The following is a 19,579-nucleotide window of genomic DNA, read 5'->3' on the forward strand; positions in this document are numbered from 1 at the left end:
ACCATGATCCGTGCTCCCGCCCCCACCGTGCTCCCGTCCCGTCTTGATCCTGTCCGCTCGTCGATTGAGCCGCGCTCCGTCTGCGCCGCACCTTCCCGTCGGCCTTCTCCGCGTGACGGTCGACACATACTCCTGGTCGGAAGCGACCCGACGGGCCGGACGGGCAGCCGGGCAGATAACTGCCCATTGCCCGGCTCGTGGATAGTCGCCCCGACTAACTGTTGTCACCGCTGCCGGTCGGTGTCGTGACGCTTCTACCGGTCGGCACGCGGTTGCGAAGCATGCAGGTGAGGCGAGACGTGCACACCGGGCGTTCGGCGTCATCGGTAATCCGAATGTCAAAGGTGGCGAGCGTCCGGCCGGCGTGCACCCGGGTCGCGACACCGGTGATTGTCCCGGACGACACCGCCCGGTGATGGGTGGCGCTGATTTCGACACCGACCGACACGCCGGCGGGGCCGGCGGTCAGCATGGCGCCGATGGAACCGATCGTTTCGGCCAGCACCACCGAGGCACCGCCGTGCAGCAGTCCGTAAGGCTGCCGGTTGCCTTCCACGGGCATGGTCGCAACCACGCGGTCGGCGCTTGCCTCGACAAGCGTGATGCCCATGCGCTCGGCGAGCTCACCTCGTCGGGCACTGATCGCATCAAGCGCCGTCACATGCTCGGACACGACGATGTCGTCGTCAGCACCCGCGCTGCCGTCGGCTGGGTCGCCGGAGGCGGAGTCCGGGCCGGAGGCCGTTGCCGTACGTGGTAAGGCTGGCGTACCCAGTGGGGCGCTCGGTGACAAGGCGTCCGGCGAAGTCTGCGAATCGGTCACGCCAGGAGCCTACGTACCCACGTTGGGGCCTGCGGGCCGGCGAACCGCAGTGCGCCGCACGCCGCGTTCCGTGGCGAGACGGGCCGAGAGGGCCGAGACCGGCCGAGACCGGCCGGTGGCAGCAGCTGGACCCGCGCCGGGCGCTGGGCCCGCGGCGGGCGTAAATAGAATTGACGTCGTGTCCGCCACAACCGCGACCTCTGGCAACTCCACCGTCGGCAACTCCACCGTCGGCAAGGCGACCGTCGGCCGTCCGTCACGAGCGGCTTCCGCCAAGCCGGCGGCCAGCGCGGCGTCGGCCTCGGCGGCAGGCGAACCGCGGCTGCTCCTCCTCGACGGCCACTCCCTGGCCTACCGGGCGTTCTTCGCGCTCCCGGTCGAGAACTTCTCCACCACGACGGGGCAGCCGACCAACGCCGTCTACGGCTTCACCTCGATGTTGATCAACGTGTTGCGGGACGAACGGCCCACCCATGTCGCGGTGGCCTGGGACCTTCCGGTGCCGACCTTCCGGCATACCCAGTACGCCGAGTACAAGGCGGGACGGGCCGAGACGCCCGCGGACTTCGTCGGGCAGGTCAGCCTCATCCACCAGGTGTGCGACTCCCTCGCCGTTACCGGGGTCGCCGCCGCCGGTTACGAGGCCGACGACGTCATCGCCACCCTTGCCACCCAGGGCGCGGCCCTCGGCATGCAGGTCCTGGTCGTCACCGGCGACCGTGACGCGCTGCAGCTCGTCAACGAGCGGGTGACGGTGCTGATGACCCGGCGCGGTATCAGTGACATGACCCGGTTCACCCCCGCCGAGGTCGAGGCCAAGTACGGTCTCACCCCGGCGCAGTACCCGGACTTCGCCGCGCTGCGCGGGGACCCGTCGGACAACCTGCCGTCGGTGCCCGGGGTGGGGGAGAAGACCGCCACCAAGTGGATCCAGCAGTTCGGGTCGCTGGCCGCTCTGGTGGACCGGGCCGACGAGGTCGGCGGGAAGGCGGGCGCGGCGTTGCGCGCGCACCTGGCCAACGTGATCCGTAACCGGACGCTGACCGAGCTGGCCCGCGACGTGCCGCTGGAGGTCGCTCCCGCCGACCTCCACCTGCGGCCATGGGACAGGGAGGCCGTCCACCAGCTCTTCGACACCTTGCAGTTCCGGGTGCTGCGGGAGCGGCTGTACACGGCGCTGGCCGCGGTCGAACCCGAGGCCGACGAGGGTTTCGAGGTGACCACGCAGGTGCTGGCGCCGGGGGAGGTGGCGCGCTGGCTGGCCGAACACGCGAGCTCCGGCGAACGTCTCGGGGTATACGTCCGGGGCAGCTGGGGCCGGGGCACCGGCAGCGTCACCGGTCTTGCGCTCGCCACCGCCGACGGCGTCGGCGCGTGGATCGACCCCACCGGGCTCACCGCGGACGACGACGCGGCGCTGGCGTCGTGGCTGGCCGATGACAACCGTCCCAAGGCCGCTCATGACGTCAAGGGCCCCATGCTGGCACTTGCCGCCCGCGGGTTCTCCCTCGCCGGTGTCACCAGTGACACCGCACTCGCGGCCTACCTCGCCCTGCCCGGTCAGCGCACCTTCGACCTCGCCGACCTCGTTCTGCGTTACCTGCGGCGTGACCTGCGCCCGGAGGCGCTCGGGACGGGGCAGCTGACCATCGACGGATCGGACGAGGCGGACGCGGCCGGCGCGGACGTCGTCCGTGCGCGCGCAGGTCTGGACCTCGCCGACGCGCTCGACGCCGACCTGGCCCGCCGCGGCGCCACCACGCTTCTGTGCGACGTCGAGCTTCCGCTGGTCACGGTGCTCGCCGGGATGGAGCGGGCGGGAATCGCGGCCGACACCGACCACCTGCTCGAACTCCAGAAGCACTATGGCGCGGAGGTCACCGCGGTGACCGGGCAGGCCCACGAGATCGCCGGACGGCCGTTCAATCTCAGTTCGCCCAAGCAGCTGCAGGTGATCTTGTTCGACGAGCTGGGTCTGCCGAAGACCAAGAAGATCAAGACCGGCTACACCACCGACGCGGACGCGTTGGCCTGGCTCGCCACCCAGACCGACCATCCGCTGCTGGCCGTGCTTCTGCGTCATCGTGACATTTCCCGACTGCGCACGGTGGTGGAGTCGCTCATCCCGATGATCGACGATGCCGGCCGCATCCACACGACCTTCAACCAGATGATCGCGGCGACCGGTCGACTGTCCTCAGCCGACCCGAACCTGCAGAACATCCCGGTGCGCACCGCCGAGGGCCGTCAGATCCGCCGGGCGTTCGTCGTCGGCGCGGGCTACGAGTCCTTGCTCACAGCCGACTACTCCCAGATCGAGATGCGCATCATGGCGCACCTCTCCGGTGACGAGGGGCTGATCGAGGCGTTCGCCTCGGGTGAGGACCTGCACACGTTCGTGGCGGCCCAGGCGTTCGACATCCCGGTGGACTCGGTCGACCCGGAGCTGCGCCGCCGGATCAAGGCCATGTCCTATGGGCTCGCCTACGGCCTGTCGGCGTTCGGACTCGCCGGTCAGCTCGGTATCCATCCGGAGGAGGCCCGCGCGCAGATGGAGGCGTACTTCGCCCGGTTCGGCGGGGTGCGCGACTTCCTGCGTGGCGTGGTAGACCGGGCCCGTTCGGACGGCTACACCGAGACGATACTCGGACGCCGTCGCTATCTTCCGGACCTGACCAGTGACAACACGCAGCGGCGGCAGATGGCCGAGCGGATGGCGCTCAACGCCCCCATCCAGGGGTCCGCGGCGGACATCATCAAGATTGCGATGCTCGGTGTCGACCGGAGGCTGCGGGAGCACGGGGCGCGGTCACGGCTGCTGCTGCAGGTCCATGACGAGCTCGTGCTGGAGATCGCTCCGGGTGAGCGCGCGGAGATCGAGGCGCTGGTGCGGGCCGAGATGGGTGCGGCCTACCAGATGTCGGTTCCCCTCGAGGTCAGCGTGGGTTCCGGCCGGACGTGGGATGACGCAGCGCACTGACGTCCTCTGTCACCGTCCGTCATAGACATACTCTCTGTCGGCAGACGCCTACCGGGACGGCCCGACGCCTGCTCTGCCCGCGGCCTGGCCGGGGGAGCCATTGGGACGCCTGCCGCCGGACCGGGCGTGGAACACCGGATCCGGGTTACGGTGGGGAAACGGCATTGTTCCCGTGTCATGACATGAACATCAACTAAATGTCTGGTCTGCTCCCATCCTTGCACCGTCGAGTCGGTCTTCTCTCACTCCTTGTAGCTGTTTTGGAGTGGGTGGGTTGCTCTCAGCTGCGGGTAGGCGGGTTTCGTCGGCCTGGCGGAGAGTAATTTTGTTACTATTAGTAGTTTTTCGGTGGCTGCGCGATGGGATCGTTTCCTTCTGTCGTGTTCGAATGCCCTGGATCAAGCCGATGCGACCGAACTCACAAGGGCCACAAGGGCCACAAGGGTGCGGTGTCTAAGGGCGCGGTGTCGCGCCAGACAGTGTCGCGCCCGGTCGTGGCATTGCCCACCCGATGGCAGGAGGACCGATCGCCGTGAGCATCTCGCTTTTCACGGATCGGCGGCTTTTCCTGATCGTTCTTTCCGTGACAGGCATCCTCACGTTCGGGACGCTCGCCCTGCTGCCCTGGTCGCCGGGGCAGGACCGGGTCGCCACGTGGCTGGCGGTGGCGATCAGCGCGGTCAATCTGGTCGCGGCCGTACTGCTGACCAGGATCCGGCCGGGTGCTCACCGCATCCTGGTGTTCTCCTCGGTGCTGGCTGCCACGATCGCATTGGGCGGCAGCGACCCCGGTCGGGACAGCGACCTTTACCTGCTCTGGTACTCCTGGATCGCCGTCTATGCCGCGATGGTCCATCGGCTGCGGGTCGCGCTCTTGCACGCGCTGGTCATCAGCGCCGGTGCGGTGGTGGGTGTCGCGCTCAAAGGCGACCTGTACGCCGGGGCGCCGGCGGTGGTGATGGCCATCTTCACGATCACCGCTGCTACCCTGGTGGTGTTCTGGGTCGGTCGCTGGAGCCACCTGCTGGTCGTTCGCGACCCGTTGACAGGGCTGGCGAACCGGGCTGGTCTCGCCCGCGTCGCCCAGCCGGCGATCACCGCGGCGATCGAGGCCGGCCGGCACGCCGTCTTGGTGCTTCTTGACATCAACCGGTTCCGCGAGGTCAACGACGCCCTCGGTCATCCCGCGGGGGACCGCTTACTCCAAGTAGTAGCAATACAGTTGCGTAACGTGGCTACGGATCCCGCCCTGACCGGACGTCTCGGCGGCGACGAGTTCGCCGTCGTCATGTGCGGGGTTGATCTGCCAGACGAACCCGCGGCCACCCACGAGCACCTGCGTGCGATCGGTCGCACGGTGATCAGACAACTCCGTGGTCCGTTCCGCATCGACGGGGTCGACGTGGAGGTGGAGGCCAGCGCGGGCGTCGCGGTCGCCCCGCTGCACGGCACGAGCCTCGGCGAACTCCTGCCGGCCGCGGACGCGGCACTGCACGCGGCCGGTCGCGAAAGCGAACGGGTCGGTGTCTGGGACGCGGGCATGGGCGGGGTGCGACCGTGGGAACTTGCCCTGCACGCGCAGCTGCGCACCGCGATCGCCGCCGGCGAGCTGGTGCTGCACTACCAGCCGCTGCGGTCCTGCCGGACCGGCCGGATCGCCGGGGTGGAGGCGCTGCTGCGCTGGGTGCACCCGGCCCGGGGGCTGCTGGCGCCCGGAGCGTTCCTGCCCATGGCGGAACGGTCGACTCTGATCATCGACCTCACCGAGTGGGTGCTGAACGAGGCCCTGCGCCAGTGCGCGGACTGGGCATCCGCCGGACACCACATACCGGTGTCGGTGAACCTCTCCGCGCGCATGCTTGTCCGTGACGGTCTGCCCGAGCTGGTGTCGGAGACGCTGTGCCGGCACGGCCTGCCCGCCGACGTCCTGACCCTTGAGATCACTGAGAGCGCTCTGGTCACGCAGCCGGCCCGGGCCGCTGCCATGCTCAGGGAACTGCGTACCCGTGGGGTCAAGTTGTCGCTGGACGACTTCGGCACCGGTTACAGCTCGATGGAGATCCTCAAGACGCTGCCGTTCGACGAAGTGAAGATCGACAAGGGGTTCGTCTCCGACGCCCACGGCAGCCTGTCCGACGTCGCGATCGTGCGCTCGGTCCTGGAGCTCGGACACCGGCTGGGACTGCGTGTCGTCGGAGAGGGCGTCGAGGACACCAGAGCTGTGCGGATGCTGATGGAACTGGGCTGCGATCTCCTGCAGGGTGAGGCGATCTCGTCTCCGCTGCCTCCCTCGGCGGAGCTGCTGGCCGTGCTGGGCGCCGGGACCTGCGGTGTGCTCCCGGCCGCTGCGAAAGCCACGGGGCTGCAGTCCGACGGCGAGTTGGAGCCTGCCGGCGAGTTGGAGCCCGACGGCGGGCTCGAGCCGGGGCCGGTCACGCCCGGACCGGTCGCCCTGACACCGACGGACGAACCGGCCAGGCTCAGGGCCCTGCGCGACTACGAGATCCTCGATTCCAGCCGGGAGGACGCCTTCGACGAGATCGCGACGCTGGCTGCCCGCCTGTGCGGCACTCCCGTGGCCTTCGTCACCTTCCTGGATGCCGACCGGCAGTGGTTCAAGGCATGCTACGGATCGACCATCACCGAACTTCCCCGGGAGGACTCCCTCGGCCGGTACGTGCCGGCCGAGCCCGCTGTGCGGGAGATTCCCGACATCGCCGGCGACCCCCGGTTCGTGCGGTTGGCCGCGCTCGGTCCCAGCCGTCCGTTCCGGTTCTACGCGGCGGCGCCGATCCTTACCCCGGACCGCAAGCTGATCGGCCATGTCGCAGTACTGGACCGCGTTGCGCGCGCCCTCACTCCCGGCCAGAAGGAGTCGCTCGCCGCGTTGGGACGGCAGGCCACGCAGCTGCTGGAGGCCCGGCGGGCCGTACGCATGTTCGACCAGGTCACTGCCACACTGGGCGCGCTTGACCAGCTCTGGTATCCCGATCATCTGAACTCGGCGGTGTCGATGGTCGCCGAGGCGTCCCGAGGCCTGCTCGACGCGGACGCGGTCAGCCTGCTGCTTGCGGACATCCCCGGATCGACGGTGTTCCACGTGGCCACGTCCGCCACGAGATCGGACGAGGAAGCCACGATCTCCCCAGAGGCACGGTTCACTGAAAGTGACGAAACCGGTATCGGTACCGCGCTCCGTACCCGGGCGCCGGTCTTCTTCGCGGACGTGTCGACGTCGCGACCGTTCCCGCACGAGGTCGTTCGCCGGCCTCCTATCACCTCGGCGCTGCTGGTGCCGATCCTCGGTGAAGGCGGTCTGATCGGCCTGGTCGCGGCGTGCTGGGCGGTGGCACGGAACCGGGTTGACCAGGCGGGACTACGCGCGGTCACATTGCTGGGTGGGCAGGCCGGCCACACCCTTGCGCGGCTGCGGACGGCGCAGGTCCGCCTCCGGGAGATCGGTGTCGACCCGGCTACCGGCCTGACCAGCCGGGAGCGTTTCCTGACCATCCTGCAGGGCCTGCCGGCGGGAACCGTCGTGTGCCTGTTCGGCGTGCCCGACCGTGGGCAGGGGGGAACCCCGGCCCACGCAGACGAGTACGTCCTGAGGCACTTCGCCGCCCGGCTGCGTTCGGCCGCCGGCTCCGGTGCGCAGCTTGCCCGCTGGTCGCGGAACCGTTTCGTGGTGGCCCTGCCCGGTGGCAGCCACGTCGAGGCGGACGAACTGGTCTCCCGGCTGCGGACTGGCGGGGATGCCGCTGCGACGCCGCCGTTCGCGGTCGGGGTTGGGATCACCCGGCCCGATCAACCGCCCAGCGCCGCTCTACGGGACGCCGAAGGTTCGCTTCGCGACGCCCTGCACACCACCACGCCGGCATCGGGGCGAGCGGACGCCACGTCGTGCAGCGGCGCCGACCACGACCGCGCCGACCACAACCGCGCCGGCGCGCGGGCCTGACCGGTCCCGGTGATCCCGACCAGCCCCGGTGATTCTTTCCTCGACGGTCCTTTCCCGGTGGCGCGCCACCGGGAAAGCTCATGCCCGTCCTGGTGCTACCTGCCCCGCGTCCTGGCCGGACTCCGCTGGGATGCGCGCAGCCGGCGCGGGCGGCTGCGCGCCGGCGCCGACGGTGGCCTTCCCGTAGCGATGCTGTGCGACTGTGACAAGCACCTCGGCGGCCATGAGCAGGACCGCGATCCAGGAGACCGTTGCGATCTTGTCGAAGGCCTGGACCCACTCCCCGTTGACCGGCAGGTCGTGACGGATCTGGACCTGGACGACATATCCCACGCTGGCCAGGAGCAGGCCCACCGGGACGATCCGCAGCAGGAGCCGGCCGCGCGGCACCACCATGGCGGCCAGCGTGCCCACACCGGTGGCAATGCTCGCGACCGGATTCACCAGCACCAGCGAGGCCAGGGCCACGGCGGCGGCCAGCACGACCGCGATCGCGACGGGGACGCGCGCGGCGCGGGACGCCAGCGGTTCGAACATCGGCAGATCCGGCTGTGCGGCCGGACCCCGGACCGTTCGCCTGCGCCGTCGTGCCGTCACCACCAGCAGGACGGCGCCCGACACCAGCGCGGTGCCGGAGACCGCCAGGGCACGCCACACCAGCTGCTGGGGAGCCCAGGCCAGATGGACGTCGAAGTCGGCCGCGGTGGGGATGATCCGCCAGCCGTTGGCGTAACCGTCCACGAGCATGGGCCTGCCGTAGTCCGTGCCGCCCGAGGTCGCCTTCCAGCCGGCGGACAGACTCTGGCCGAGTACCAGCCAGAACGGCCGACCGGGCTGCGCGCCGGTGACCCGCAGCCCGAACGAGGTTGCCGTGGAGCCGGTGACCGCCACCGCCGGAGCGGGCGCCGCGTCTGACGTACCCGCGGGCGCTGCGCCCGATATCGGCGCCGTGCCTGCGGTGGCCGTGCCTGCGGTCGCCGGCGGCGGGCTGCCGGCGGGTTGCGAGGTCAGGATCAGCCTGTCGAGGTCGTATCCGGTCTGCGCGCCGTTGGCGGTGCGCAGCACGTGGTCGCCCGGACCGAGGGAGATCGGATCACCGCACAGCGACACTCCCAGCCCTCTGCGGCCGAGCGCGTCGGCGCTGGAACCGGTGATCCGTACGGGGACTGGATGTCCGTCGATCGTCATCAGGTTGTCGTGGCACCCGCCGGGCACGGTGGCCTGGAGACGGGGTGCCCGCAGGCCGGCAAGGCCGGCCTCGGCGAGTCCGACCGGCATGGAGATCTGCGTCCCGCTGATCTGGTCGATGCTGGTGACCAGCCGTACCGTGTCGACGACGAGACGGATACTGCTGCCCCGGACGGGGGGAAAGGACAAGGTCACGGTCTGGCTCGCGCCCGGCTGCTTGAGGTCGCTGATCGGCGGGACGGTGAGCGTGTCCACCCGCCGGCCGTCCACGATCAGTCCCAGGGCGGTGGGCACCGAGTGACGGCCGTCGGCGACCACGGACAGGGACAGCGAGGACAGGTTCACCGGCCGGGGGGAGCTGGCCTGGATCCAGGTGTCCTGCTGCATGCCGAAGCCGGGACTCCACAGGGTGGCCGGATCCCCGTCGAAGGCGCTGGCACTGCCGGCCGCCAGGTCACCGGGCAGCCGGCCGGAGGACTCGGTGGTGACCCCGTCGGAGGGCCGGCCGACCGAGGCACCGAGCACGAGGTCGTCGGCGTAGGCGGATGCCCGGGCGGTGCCGGTCAGGGCGAAGGTCCGTGGGGTCGGCAGGGTGAACGTACGGGCGACGGTCGACTCCGTGTCGGACTTGAACGGCTCCGCCGGGTTCGCGCGGTCGCGGGTGACCTGCAGCGTCAGGCGGTGCGCCAGGGACGTCTCGCCCGCCGCGGCGAGCAGGTCGGTGGGCATCCGCAGCAGCTCCTGCACATGGGGTGAGCCACCGCCCGGCGTCACGATGTCCACCTCGGCGAACCCCACGCTGGACAGGCCGGCGTAGTCCGCGCGCGCCCCGATGTTGGTGGCGTCGACGGTGATGTCCAGGTGGGTGAAGCTGCGGGTGGGGAAGGTCACCACCTGGCCGGAGGCACGTCGTGAGCTGTCCGTGAGCGGCACCGTCACAGGTGGCCCGCCGTCGAAGCGCAGTGTCGCCTTGGTGATCCATCGATTGCGCGCGCCGGTGAGCGGCTGGACCAGACGGATCCGGTCCGTGGTCACCGCAGCGGCCAGGTTGATCCGCAGGCGCTGCCCGGCCGGATCGGTGAACGCGCCCACCTGCCAGGCGGTGTCGGGGTTGCCGTCGACGGCGCCCGTCGGACGCTCCGGTGGACTGTAGGAGAACGCGTTGCCGTAGTCGGTCGCCTCGACCGAGGCGATCTGCGCGGGTTGGCCGGGGGCGTGCAGCACGGTGACCGTCTGGGATGCGGCCGTCGCGTCCGGGAAGACCGGCAGCCGGTTGTCGTTCGGGTCGGGTGTGAGCGCGACCGCGTCGGAACTTTCCACGTAGCCGTAGCCGTCCCGGATCGAACTCCAGCGTTCCGCCCGGCGCCGGTTACTGTCAGTGATCAGCAGGTCGGCGCCGTCGTCCAGCGCCCGGTCCAGGGCGGCGGGGTCCGCGGCCAGCGAGGCGGTGTAGAGGATGGTCCGATTCCCGGCCACCACCTCGGCCAGCAGTCCCGCGGCCGCGGCGTCCACGAGCCCCTCGCCGTTCCCGCTGACCAGCAACGGAGCCACGGTCGTCGCCGTCCGCACGATCGGCTTGGCGTCCCGGACCCCGAAGACGGCCAGCGCCGGTGGCGCGGGGGCGTCCGAGGGCGTTCCCAGGGCGGTCTCGTCGTTGAAGGGAATCTGCGGGGTGTCGGCCACCGGCGGCCCATAGCGGCGTGGGGCGTCCAGGCCCGCCGGCAGCGGATCGGTGAACAGCTGCCAGGTCGGTACGGGCCGCGGTGTGCGGAACCGCTCGTACTGCAGGTTGCTGCGCAGCACCACGTCGCCGACACCCATCAGCCGGGCGGTGTCGGCGAGCGAGTCGGTTTCGAACACCCCCTCCTGCAGCCGGCGGTCCAGCGCGCGCAGCAGGTCGGCGGATGCGGCGGCGCTGAACGGGATCAGTTCGCGGGACAGGAAGGGGCGGTCGGTGAGTCCGGGCAGGACGGGGTCGAGAGTCGTGCCCCAGCGGTAGTGGGAGAAGTCCGCCCCGGGCAGTTCCAGGACCCGGGTGCCCGGCCCCGCCGCGTCCAGAGCGGCGGCGACCTGCCGTTCGTAGGCGGGGATCGTCTCGGGCCGGTCCAGCCCGGCCTCGATGAACCGGCCGCGCCACAACGGGCTCAGGTTCGCCACGATCAGCACGACCACGACCGTCCACGCGACACCCGACACCGCGCCCGGCAGCCGGGCTCCCGCTCCGCGCAAGCTGGGCAAGCGGGGAGGGCGCCGGCGCCCGCGGCCAGGTGTCGCCTCTGCGCGCTGTGCGAGGTGCTCTTCGATGCGCTGCGAGACCGCCGCGAGCCCGCTGGCCAGCAGCACCGACAGGCCGAGTGCGATCAACGGCACGGCACGGGGCATCGAGCGCAGGGCGAAGCCGGCGGTGGACGCCTCGGCGAACGACCGGAAGGCCGTACCCAGCGGCGAGGGGTGGTCGTAGGGGTAGACCCCGACCGACACCGTGGTACCGACGAGCACGAGCAGGACGAAGTACGTCCGGTATCCCCACCGGCACAGCGCGGCGCCGGCCAGGGCCAGCAGCGGCACCGTGAAGCTGATGACGATCACCCAGATCGTCTGGGTGTAGTCCCGCGACGGCGCGATCCAGGTACCGAGCGCGTCCCCGCCGTAGAAGTACCAGTTGCCCAGGCCGCGCAGTACCTCGGACGCCTGGGAGGCGCTCGCGACCGTCCTGAGCGTCTCGCTGTAGGCGAGGATGTCGACGCCGTAGCCGGCCTGGGTAACCAGGCCCGCGATCCACCATGCCGAGCAGCCCACGACCGCCACCGCGGCTCGGGCGCACATTCCCAACGCGGGGCCCAGCCGGACCTCGCGGGTTCCCCACACGGCGAAGGGCAGCCACAGGATCGGCGCCAGCAACACGAAGATCAGACTGGCGGCGTTGCTGCTGCCGACCAGGGCGACGGTGATGCCGAACGCCGCCGGCCAGCGCCAGCCGTTCAGCCGCCAGCCGGCAAGCCCCCCCACCGCCTCGCGCAGGCCCCGGATCGTGATCCCCAGCAGCCAGCCCAGACCCGTGTACGGCAGCAGGATCGCCGACATCCGCGCCTCATATTCCAGGACGTACGGGGTCAGCATGTAGCCCGCGGCGGCGACGAAGGCGAACCGGTCCGGCCAGCGGAACGACCGCATGCAGAACAGCACGCCCGCACCGGCCATGAACAGCACCGAGCCGGTCCACAGCCGCTGGGCGACCCAGGTGGGTAGGCCCAGCAGGTCCAGGAGCCAGAAGAAGGCACCCTGCGGGAGCAGGAAGCCGATGTTCTGATGGGTGACCACACCCATCCCGATGCCGGGATCCCACATGATCCCGGCCCGTCCGATCAGCTCCTGCGGTTCCAGGTAGAGGTAGGCCTTGGTGTCGACGCCGACCCGACCGGGCGCGGTGAGCAGCAGCGGGACGTAGCTGATCGCGGCCAGCAGCAACAGGGGCCACGACGGCAGCCACCGCAGGCCGCGACCCGGTGATCCGGCGGGGATGGATGGCCGGCCGGCCATCCGGCGGCCGAGACCACGCCGCGGGCGTGCTGATGGTGCGGTCAGGGTCACCGTCTAACCCAATCATCCTGGTTCGGTCCACGGCCGGCGGGTGCCGCCGGGAGGGGACGGCCGCTTGCTGGCCTTGCCGGGCGTTTCTACCGGCGCGGTGCTTGCGGGCCGCGTCCGGTGCATCTTAGGGATCTCCGCGGCGGTGGCGCGGCGAGTGTGCGGGGGTGGAACGCCACATGTTGTGCTGATCACGGTGCATCCTGGCCCTGGGGCCGCCCGCTCCTGGCACCGCTGCCGGTCCTGGTCGTCCTGGTCGTCTCGGTACCGGTCCTGCTGGCGCGGTGCGATGGGCCGTGGCCAGGACCAGCAACCCGGTGGCGGCCGCCAGCATCGTGTGTACAACGAGCTCTATGCGAGCGGTGACGACAGCATCACCCTGCGCCCACCAGACACCCGGGACGGCGAGGGCGGCGGCGGCCGCCAGCACGATGAGGACCCGGCGTTCCCCCAGGGCGAGCAGGTAGTGGGTGAACAGGACGGTCGCCCCCAGACAGGTCATCGCGCCGGCCAGGGGCGCGAGCGCGGGTGCGCAGCCGGACAGGCGCGGGCCGAACGCGAGGGTGAGGCCCGCCTCCGGCGCCACCAGCGCGACCGCGACAAGCACGGCGGCCGGTACCGCGAGCATCGCCAGCGTCCCGCCGAGCTGATGCAGGGCGTGCTCGCCGCGGTGACGGCGGGTAGCGGTCTCGGGGAGCAGGAACCCGCCCAGGGCGACCGCGGCGAAGACCAGTGCCTTGCAGGCGACGGACACCGCCGCGTACGGGCCGGCTTCGGCGGAACGGTGCGCTCCGAGCGCGAGGACGTCGATGTTCTGCAGCAGGCCGAGGAGGACGAGTGCGGCCAGTGCGGCGCAGACCTCGACGGTCAGGCGATTCGCCGGCACGGTGGGGACGGTGCGCATGACGTCGGGTCGGGCCCGCGGTGGTGGGCCGGCCGGTCGCGGGTCGATGACGGCCGGGTCGGGTTCCCCGCGCAGGCGGGTGACGCGCCGCCCGCCTGCGCGGGAGTGGCCGGCGCGGGAACGGCTGCCATGTAGGCGGCCGGTGCGGGGCCGCAGGACCCGGCGCGAGTGGGCAAGCCCCACGAGCACGCCGAGCAGGATAGCCAGTGACGCGCCGGCCGGGCCGAGGCCGGCAAGTACCAGCACGACCGCGAGGCCGCTGCGGGCCAGGCCTTCGAGCAGAAGGTTGACCGCCAGCGTCCGATGTCTGAGGGCGGACTGCAGCAGCCCGCGGTCGACGCAGAGAAGGCACCATGCCGCTCCCGCGGTGAGCATCTCCGCCACGCCGCCGGGGCCCGGCAGGGACAGCGCGGAGGCGATCGTGTTTCGCAGGGCAAGGCCCAGGACGCCCGCTGACAACGTCAGCACGACCCCGGCGCGGCGCACCCGGGTGACCCATCCCTCGATCAGGGCGGTCCGGCCGTCCTGCCGCCAGTTTGTGATCTTGCGGACGACCCCGACGAGCAGCGCGCTACCCGGCATGGACACCACGAAGAACAGCGCCAGAAGCTGGGCCAGCGCACCGTAGGCCACCGGCAGGAGATGACGGGCGAGAACGAGCGTGACCAGCAGGTTCGCGGTGTTGGCGACGATTGCGGCCGCGGCCAGCGGGGAGGCTGCCCGCACCGCTGCCGCGGTCGCCCGGTGTGCCGGCGCCCACCTTGCAACCGGATCGAGTCCGTGCCCGTCGCCGTCCGCCGCAAGGCGGTCTGCCGCAACGCCGTCCGTTGCAACGCTGTCCGGGCTGTCGGCCGCAGCCGGGAGGACGTCCGTCGTGCTCGGACGGACCGCTGTCCCGTCACCACCCCCTGGCGCCACGGGAGTAATTTTCCCACCACCGGATGTGACATTCCCGCATCGGGAAATCAGTGGCCGGCCCCGCCGGACTCCGGATATCGACCCCCTGACCGCTTCCGTCGGTGGGTGTCAGGCAGATCCGGCCGGCTTGTCGGTCACGAAGATCGCGGTGGACGGGAAGAAGCGGCCCCGCACCGGTCCCCACTGGCCCCAGATCCGGTCATGACCGGCCGGCCATTCCGGCTCGACCAGGTCCAGCAGGCGCAGATCGGCTGCCACGAGCTCCCGGACCCGGTCACCGAGTGTCCGGTGCGTTTCGGCGTAGGTCGTCCGGCCGGCCCAGTCCCGTTCCACGTAGGCCCGCCGGTCGAAGTAGCTGCGCACGACCGTCAGGCCCTCCTTGCCCGGGTGGTCGGGAAACGACCAGATCATCGGGTGTGTCGTGGAGAAGACCCAGCGGCCGCCGGGACGCAGCACCCGGGCAACCTCGCGCATGACCGCGGCGCTGTCCGCGACGAACGGGATCGCGCCAAAGGCCGAGCAGGCCGTGTCCACGCTCGCGTCGGCCAGCGGCAGCCGGGTCGCGTCGGCCTGCACCAGGGGGACCGCGACGCCGCTGGAGGCCGACAGCGTGCGGGCATGCCGCAGCTGACCGGCGGACAGGTCCAGCGCCACCACCTCGGCGCCGCGGGTGACCAGCCAGCGGGCACACTGTGCGCCGCCGCAGCCGATCTCCAGGACGGTGCGGCCGCGGACCTCGCCGAGCAGCCCGGCGTCGGCCTCCCGCAGCCCCTCCGGGCACCATAGGAAGTCTGCGTCACCGAGGAAGGTGCCGTGCTCGGCCTGGTAGTCGTCGGCGGTGGCGTCCCAGTAGCCGCGGTTGGCCCACCGAGCGCTGTCGTCGTCGACGTCGCTGTAGCCGAACTCCGCCGGGTGGTAACGGCCCGCCGGGTACTGCGGCGCGACCGGGCGGGGGGCTGCTGAGCCGGGGTGCTCTGTTCCGTTCACAGCATCGATCCTCGCAGCGTCCGGTGATCCTCGGGATGGGGACGGTGGACAGCCCGAGATGGGGGTGGTGGACAGCCCGGCACCGGGCGGTTTCCCAGCGGGGCTCGCCCACGGTCCGGGGCGTAGGGTGCGGTCCCGGACCGGCTTGCGGTCCCGTGATCCTGTGATTCTGGACGAGGTTACGGACCCATGGCGTTGACCACCTTGGACACCGGTCCCTAGACTTGGGTCTGGCACGAGAGTCTGTGGATCTCAGACGTAGCAGATCCGCTCGAGCGTCGTTTGCGGTACCGACAGTGTTCGTTTTGCACGCTCCCTGTCCCTCCGTCCCGGCGGTTCGATCCGGCCCTCGCGCATACGACGAATCCCGTAGTCCGGAGCCGACCCCTTGACGAGCACCACCGACGTACGACCCGTGGAGACCGTGACCACACCGCCCACCCCGACCACCCCGCAGGTCGCGGTCAACGACATCGGCTCGGCTGAGGACTTCCTCGCCGCCGTCGACAAAACGATCAAATTTTTCAACGACGGTGACATCGTCGACGGAACCATCGTCAAGGTGGACCGTGACGAGGTGCTTCTCGACATCGGCTACAAGACCGAAGGCGTGATCCCGTCGCGGGAGCTTTCGATCAAGCATGATGTCGACCCGCACGAGGTCGTGACTGTCGGCGATCATGTCGAGGCTCTTGTTCTCCAGAAGGAGGACAAGGAAGGCCGGCTCATCCTGTCGAAGAAGCGCGCCCAGTACGAGCGCGCCTGGGGCACGATCGAGAAACTCAAGGAAGAGGACGGCGTCGTCACCGGCACCGTCATCGAGGTCGTCAAGGGTGGTCTCATCCTCGACATCGGGCTGCGGGGCTTCCTGCCCGCCTCCCTGGTGGAGATGCGCCGTGTCCGCGACCTGCAGCCCTATGTCGGCCGTGAGCTCGAAGCCAAGATCATAGAGCTGGACAAGAACCGGAACAACGTGGTCCTGTCCCGTCGCGCGTGGCTGGAGCAGACCCAGAGCGAGGTCCGGTCGGAGTTCCTCGCCCAGCTCGCCAAGGGTCAGATCCGCAAGGGCGTCGTCAGCTCCATCGTCAACTTCGGCGCGTTCGTCGATCTCGGCGGTGTCGACGGTCTGGTGCACGTCTCCGAGCTGTCCTGGAAGCACATCGACCACCCGTCCGAGGTCGTCGAGGTGGGCCAGGAGGTCACCGTCGAGGTCCTCGACGTCGACCTGGAGCGGGAGCGGGTGTCGCTGTCGCTGAAGGCCACCCAGGAAGACCCGTGGCGCCAGTTCGCCCGTACCCACGCCATCGGCCAGGTTGTCCCGGGCCGGGTCACCAAGCTCGTACCGTTCGGCGCGTTCGTCCGGGTGGACGAGGGCATCGAGGGCCTGGTGCACATCTCCGAGCTGGCCGAGCGTCACGTGGAGATCCCCGAGCAGGTTGTCAACGTCGGGGACGAGATCCTGGTCAAGGTCATCGACATCGACCTGGACCGTCGCCGGATCAGCCTGTCCCTCAAGCAGGCCAACGACACCAGTGCTCTGGTCGCCGAGGGTGAGGCGTTCGACCCGTCCCAGTACGGGATGGAGGCCAAGTACGACGAGCAGGGCAACTACGTCTACCCCGAGGGTTTCGACCCGGAGACGGGGGAGTGGCTGCCCGGCTTCGAAGAGCAGCAGGCCGAGTGGGAGCGGCAGTACGCCGAGGCCCAGCAGCGGTACGAGGCGCACCAGGCGCAGATCCGTGCCGCCCAGGAGGCCGAGGCCGCCGCGGTCGCGCCGTCGTCCTACACCTCCGCCGAGCCGGAGCAGCCCGCGTCCGCGATCGACGAGGACGCGTTGCGCAGGCTCCGCGAACAGTTCGGCCGGGAGTAGTACAGCTGATCATCCAGTGATGTGCGTGTGGGCCTGTGGGAAATTTCCCACAGGCCCACACGTATGATCGATGGACATCACTCCGGCCTCATGGGCCGAGACGGAAGGGTGGGTAGGAGTCGGTACTGAGGAGGAACGCGTACGCGATCACCCGGTTCGACCAGCGCAGCACTCCCACGACATAGTCGAACAGAACCTGTGGCAGGCGTCCGGTGGCGAGGACGGCGAACCAGCCGACAACCACCGCGACGACCATGCCGATGTCCAGGAAGATCAGGACAACGTAGTGCGGGATCGCCAGGAACCATTTGACCAGTGGCAGCCAGCGGTTGAGCCGGGATGCGTCCGGATAAGGAATACGGAGGTGGACGGCCTGTTCGGCGTCGGTGGCGGGGTAGTCGTCCCGCAGCAGGAACAGGTAGGCCGCCACCCGGTTCTCGAAACGGAGCAGGTTCAGATTCCAGTCGAACCACCAGCGGGGGTACTTCTGCCGGAACAGGATCATCAGGAGCGGGCCGAGGAACAGTAGACCGCCGGCGGCTCCCGCACCTCCCGCACCTCCCCAGGAGGGATAGGCGCCACTGACGGTCATGAATACCACGGCGATGGGCAGTACCGTGAAAATACGAAAGAACACCGTCACCCGGTTACGGGGGTCCGCCGGATAGTCCACGGTGAATACGACCGGGTGCTCGCCGGTGTACGCCTCTTCTCCAGGGGCTGTCATGACCCGTTGTTCCCGTTACCTGCATTGCTGTCCCGGCGCCGGGAAGCCGTCGCCTGCTCCCCGGCTGGAACGCCGGGATGCATACACCGGAGCCTGCTCCTCGCCGCTCCACGCATTACCGGACCTTCAGGCATTACAAAACCGTAGTCGCGGCCGCGGTACGACGTCCAGCCGATGGCACGCGTTCTGTGTTGGCTCCGCGGGCCGCTCCGGCGATTCACCTGGTGGGGGTGATGAGGCGGGCGCCGTCGCTCTGCATAGTGAATGAAGCGGTTCTCGTGCTTCATCGGCCGCATGTACGCCAGGCTGGGTCCGGGCAACGCCGAACGGGCCGCGGCGACCGAGGGCTCCCTGACCGAGGGAATCCCGGGCGAAGGGGTCCCGCCGAGGGGGTCATCGTGGACACCGACTATTCGTATCCGCTGCTCAGCGTGTTCTGGACATTGTTGTGGTTCTTCCTTTTCATACTGTGGTTCTACCTGTTGTTCGCAGTCGTGTCCGATATCCTGCTGAGTCACGACCTGTCCGGCTGGGGTAAGGCTGCCTGGATCGTCGTCGCCATCCTGTTTCCGTTCTTCGGTATCCTCATCTATCTGGTCGTGCGGGGCGGTGGTATGCACGAACGGGCGGTGGAGCGGGCGGCCAGGCAGGATCAGGCGTTGCGGGATCAGGCGTTGCGAAACTACGTCCCCACGAATGCCGGAACGGTGAGCAGTCCCGCGGACGAGCTCGGCAGGCTTGCCGAGCTACGGGACCGCGGCGTTATTTCGGACGAGGAATACCAGCGGCTGAAGGCCAGGGTCCTCGCCTGATGCGACGAAGCCCATGTGATGAAGCCCATGTGATGAAGCCCGATGCGGATGAGGGGATGAAGGAGGAGCGTCGCCGCCTCGGCTCAGGGTGAGGCCCGGCCGGGATGTGAGCTGTGTGACCGACGGTGACCTCGACGGTGTCGCCGCTGGGTTGCCCAGGCCGGCTGTGGGGGAGTGGCTGCGGGGAAGGGACAGCGATACGGCAGACTCGGTCATGTGCTGCGGGTAGGGCTGACCGGTGGGATCGGTGCGGGCAAGAGCGCGGTGGCGCGGCTGTTGGCCGATCACGGCGCCTTGGTGATCGATGCGGACGAACTTGCCCGCGAGGTGGTCGCTCCCGGGACGCCGGGGCTGCGGGCCGTGGTCGAGGAGTTCGGTTCGCATCTGCTGGGTGCCGACGGCGCACTTGACCGGGCGGCCCTCGGCGCGGTCGTGTTCGCCGACCCGGACGTCCGCCGCCGCCTGGAGGCGATCACGCATCCGCTGGTCGGTGCACAGGCGGCCCGCCGTATGGCGGACGCTCCCGCGGACGCCGTGGTCGTGTACGACGTGCCGTTGCTCGTCGAGGCCGGTCTTGCCGGCGCATACGACGTGGTCGTCGTGGTGGAGGCGCCACGGGAGCTCCGCCTGGCCCGACTGGCCGACCGGGGCCTCCCGCGGGAGCAGGCGCAGGCGCGGATGGCCAACCAGGCCAGCGACTCCGCCCGCCGGGCGGTCGCGGACATCCTCGTGGACAACGGTGGCAGCCTGCAGGACCTTCGCGCCAGGGTGGACGAGGTGTGGGCGCGTCTGCTCGAGGCCCACGGGTAGACCGCCGCAACGCC

General features: G+C 70.0%; 10 protein-coding genes. 5 read left to right on the forward strand and 5 right to left on the reverse strand.

Annotated elements, in window-relative coordinates; translation table 11 throughout:
- Nucleotides 1-214: 214 nt before the first annotated feature.
- On the reverse strand, nt 215-823 hold the full coding sequence (locus CV1CTNOD_RS11580; protein ID WP_430827803.1) for a PaaI family thioesterase: 609 nt from the start codon (nt 821-823) through the stop codon (nt 215-217).
- A 178-nt stretch (nt 824-1,001) separates the two neighbouring features.
- On the opposite strand from CV1CTNOD_RS11580, the gene polA reads away from it, so the two are divergent.
- Nucleotides 1,002-3,803, forward strand: a complete 2,802-nt coding sequence (gene polA / locus CV1CTNOD_RS11585) for a DNA polymerase I (protein ID WP_431607101.1) — start codon at nt 1,002-1,004, stop codon at nt 3,801-3,803.
- Between the two features lie 532 nt (nt 3,804-4,335).
- Nucleotides 4,336-7,761, forward strand: a complete 3,426-nt coding sequence (locus CV1CTNOD_RS11590) for an EAL domain-containing protein (protein ID WP_165485456.1) — start codon at nt 4,336-4,338, stop codon at nt 7,759-7,761.
- 78 nt (nt 7,762-7,839) lie between these two features.
- Here CV1CTNOD_RS11590 and CV1CTNOD_RS11595 read toward each other — a convergent pair whose 3' ends face one another.
- From CV1CTNOD_RS11595 to CV1CTNOD_RS11605, 3 genes are all read right to left on the reverse strand, one after another.
- Nucleotides 7,840-12,540: an alpha-(1->3)-arabinofuranosyltransferase domain-containing protein gene (locus CV1CTNOD_RS11595; protein ID WP_131786116.1), complete on the reverse strand. Its 4,701-nt coding sequence runs from the start codon at nt 12,538-12,540 to the stop codon at nt 7,840-7,842.
- 124 nt (nt 12,541-12,664) lie between these two features.
- Nucleotides 12,665-14,359, reverse strand: a complete 1,695-nt coding sequence (locus CV1CTNOD_RS11600; protein ID WP_207386365.1) for a hypothetical protein — start codon at nt 14,357-14,359, stop codon at nt 12,665-12,667.
- A gap of 108 nt (nt 14,360-14,467) precedes the next feature.
- Nucleotides 14,468-15,346 (reverse strand): class I SAM-dependent methyltransferase, encoded by an 879-nt coding sequence (locus tag CV1CTNOD_RS11605; RefSeq protein ID WP_131786117.1) that lies wholly within the window; start codon nt 15,344-15,346, stop codon nt 14,468-14,470.
- A gap of 388 nt (nt 15,347-15,734) precedes the next feature.
- Here CV1CTNOD_RS11605 and rpsA point away from each other — a divergent pair, with 388 nt between their 5' ends.
- A complete protein-coding gene (gene rpsA / locus CV1CTNOD_RS11610) occupies nt 15,735-17,216 on the forward strand; it encodes a 30S ribosomal protein S1 (RefSeq protein ID WP_131786118.1) in 1,482 nt (493 codons plus the stop codon).
- Nucleotides 17,217-17,304: 88 nt separating this feature from the next.
- On the opposite strand, the gene CV1CTNOD_RS11615 is transcribed toward rpsA, so the two are convergent.
- Nucleotides 17,305-17,943 carry a DUF4389 domain-containing protein gene (locus tag CV1CTNOD_RS11615; RefSeq protein ID WP_131786119.1) on the reverse strand — a complete coding sequence of 213 codons (639 nt, stop codon included), beginning with the start codon at nt 17,941-17,943 and terminating at the stop codon, nt 17,305-17,307.
- Between the two features lie 398 nt (nt 17,944-18,341).
- Here CV1CTNOD_RS11615 and CV1CTNOD_RS11620 point away from each other — a divergent pair, with 398 nt between their 5' ends.
- Both CV1CTNOD_RS11620 and coaE read left to right on the forward strand, forming a co-directional pair.
- Nucleotides 18,342-18,755, forward strand: coding sequence for an SHOCT domain-containing protein (locus tag CV1CTNOD_RS11620; protein WP_347402922.1), 414 nt, complete (start codon nt 18,342-18,344; stop codon nt 18,753-18,755).
- A 216-nt stretch (nt 18,756-18,971) separates the two neighbouring features.
- Entirely contained in the window at nt 18,972-19,565 is a 594-nt protein-coding gene (coaE, locus tag CV1CTNOD_RS11625) for a dephospho-CoA kinase (protein ID WP_131786153.1), read from the forward strand.
- The last annotated feature ends 14 nt before the right edge of the window (nt 19,566-19,579 follow it).

Origin of the sequence: Protofrankia symbiont of Coriaria ruscifolia (genome assembly GCF_900634745.1) — a bacterium.
Lineage (GTDB): Bacteria > Actinomycetota > Actinomycetes > Frankiales > Frankiaceae > Protofrankia > Protofrankia californiensis.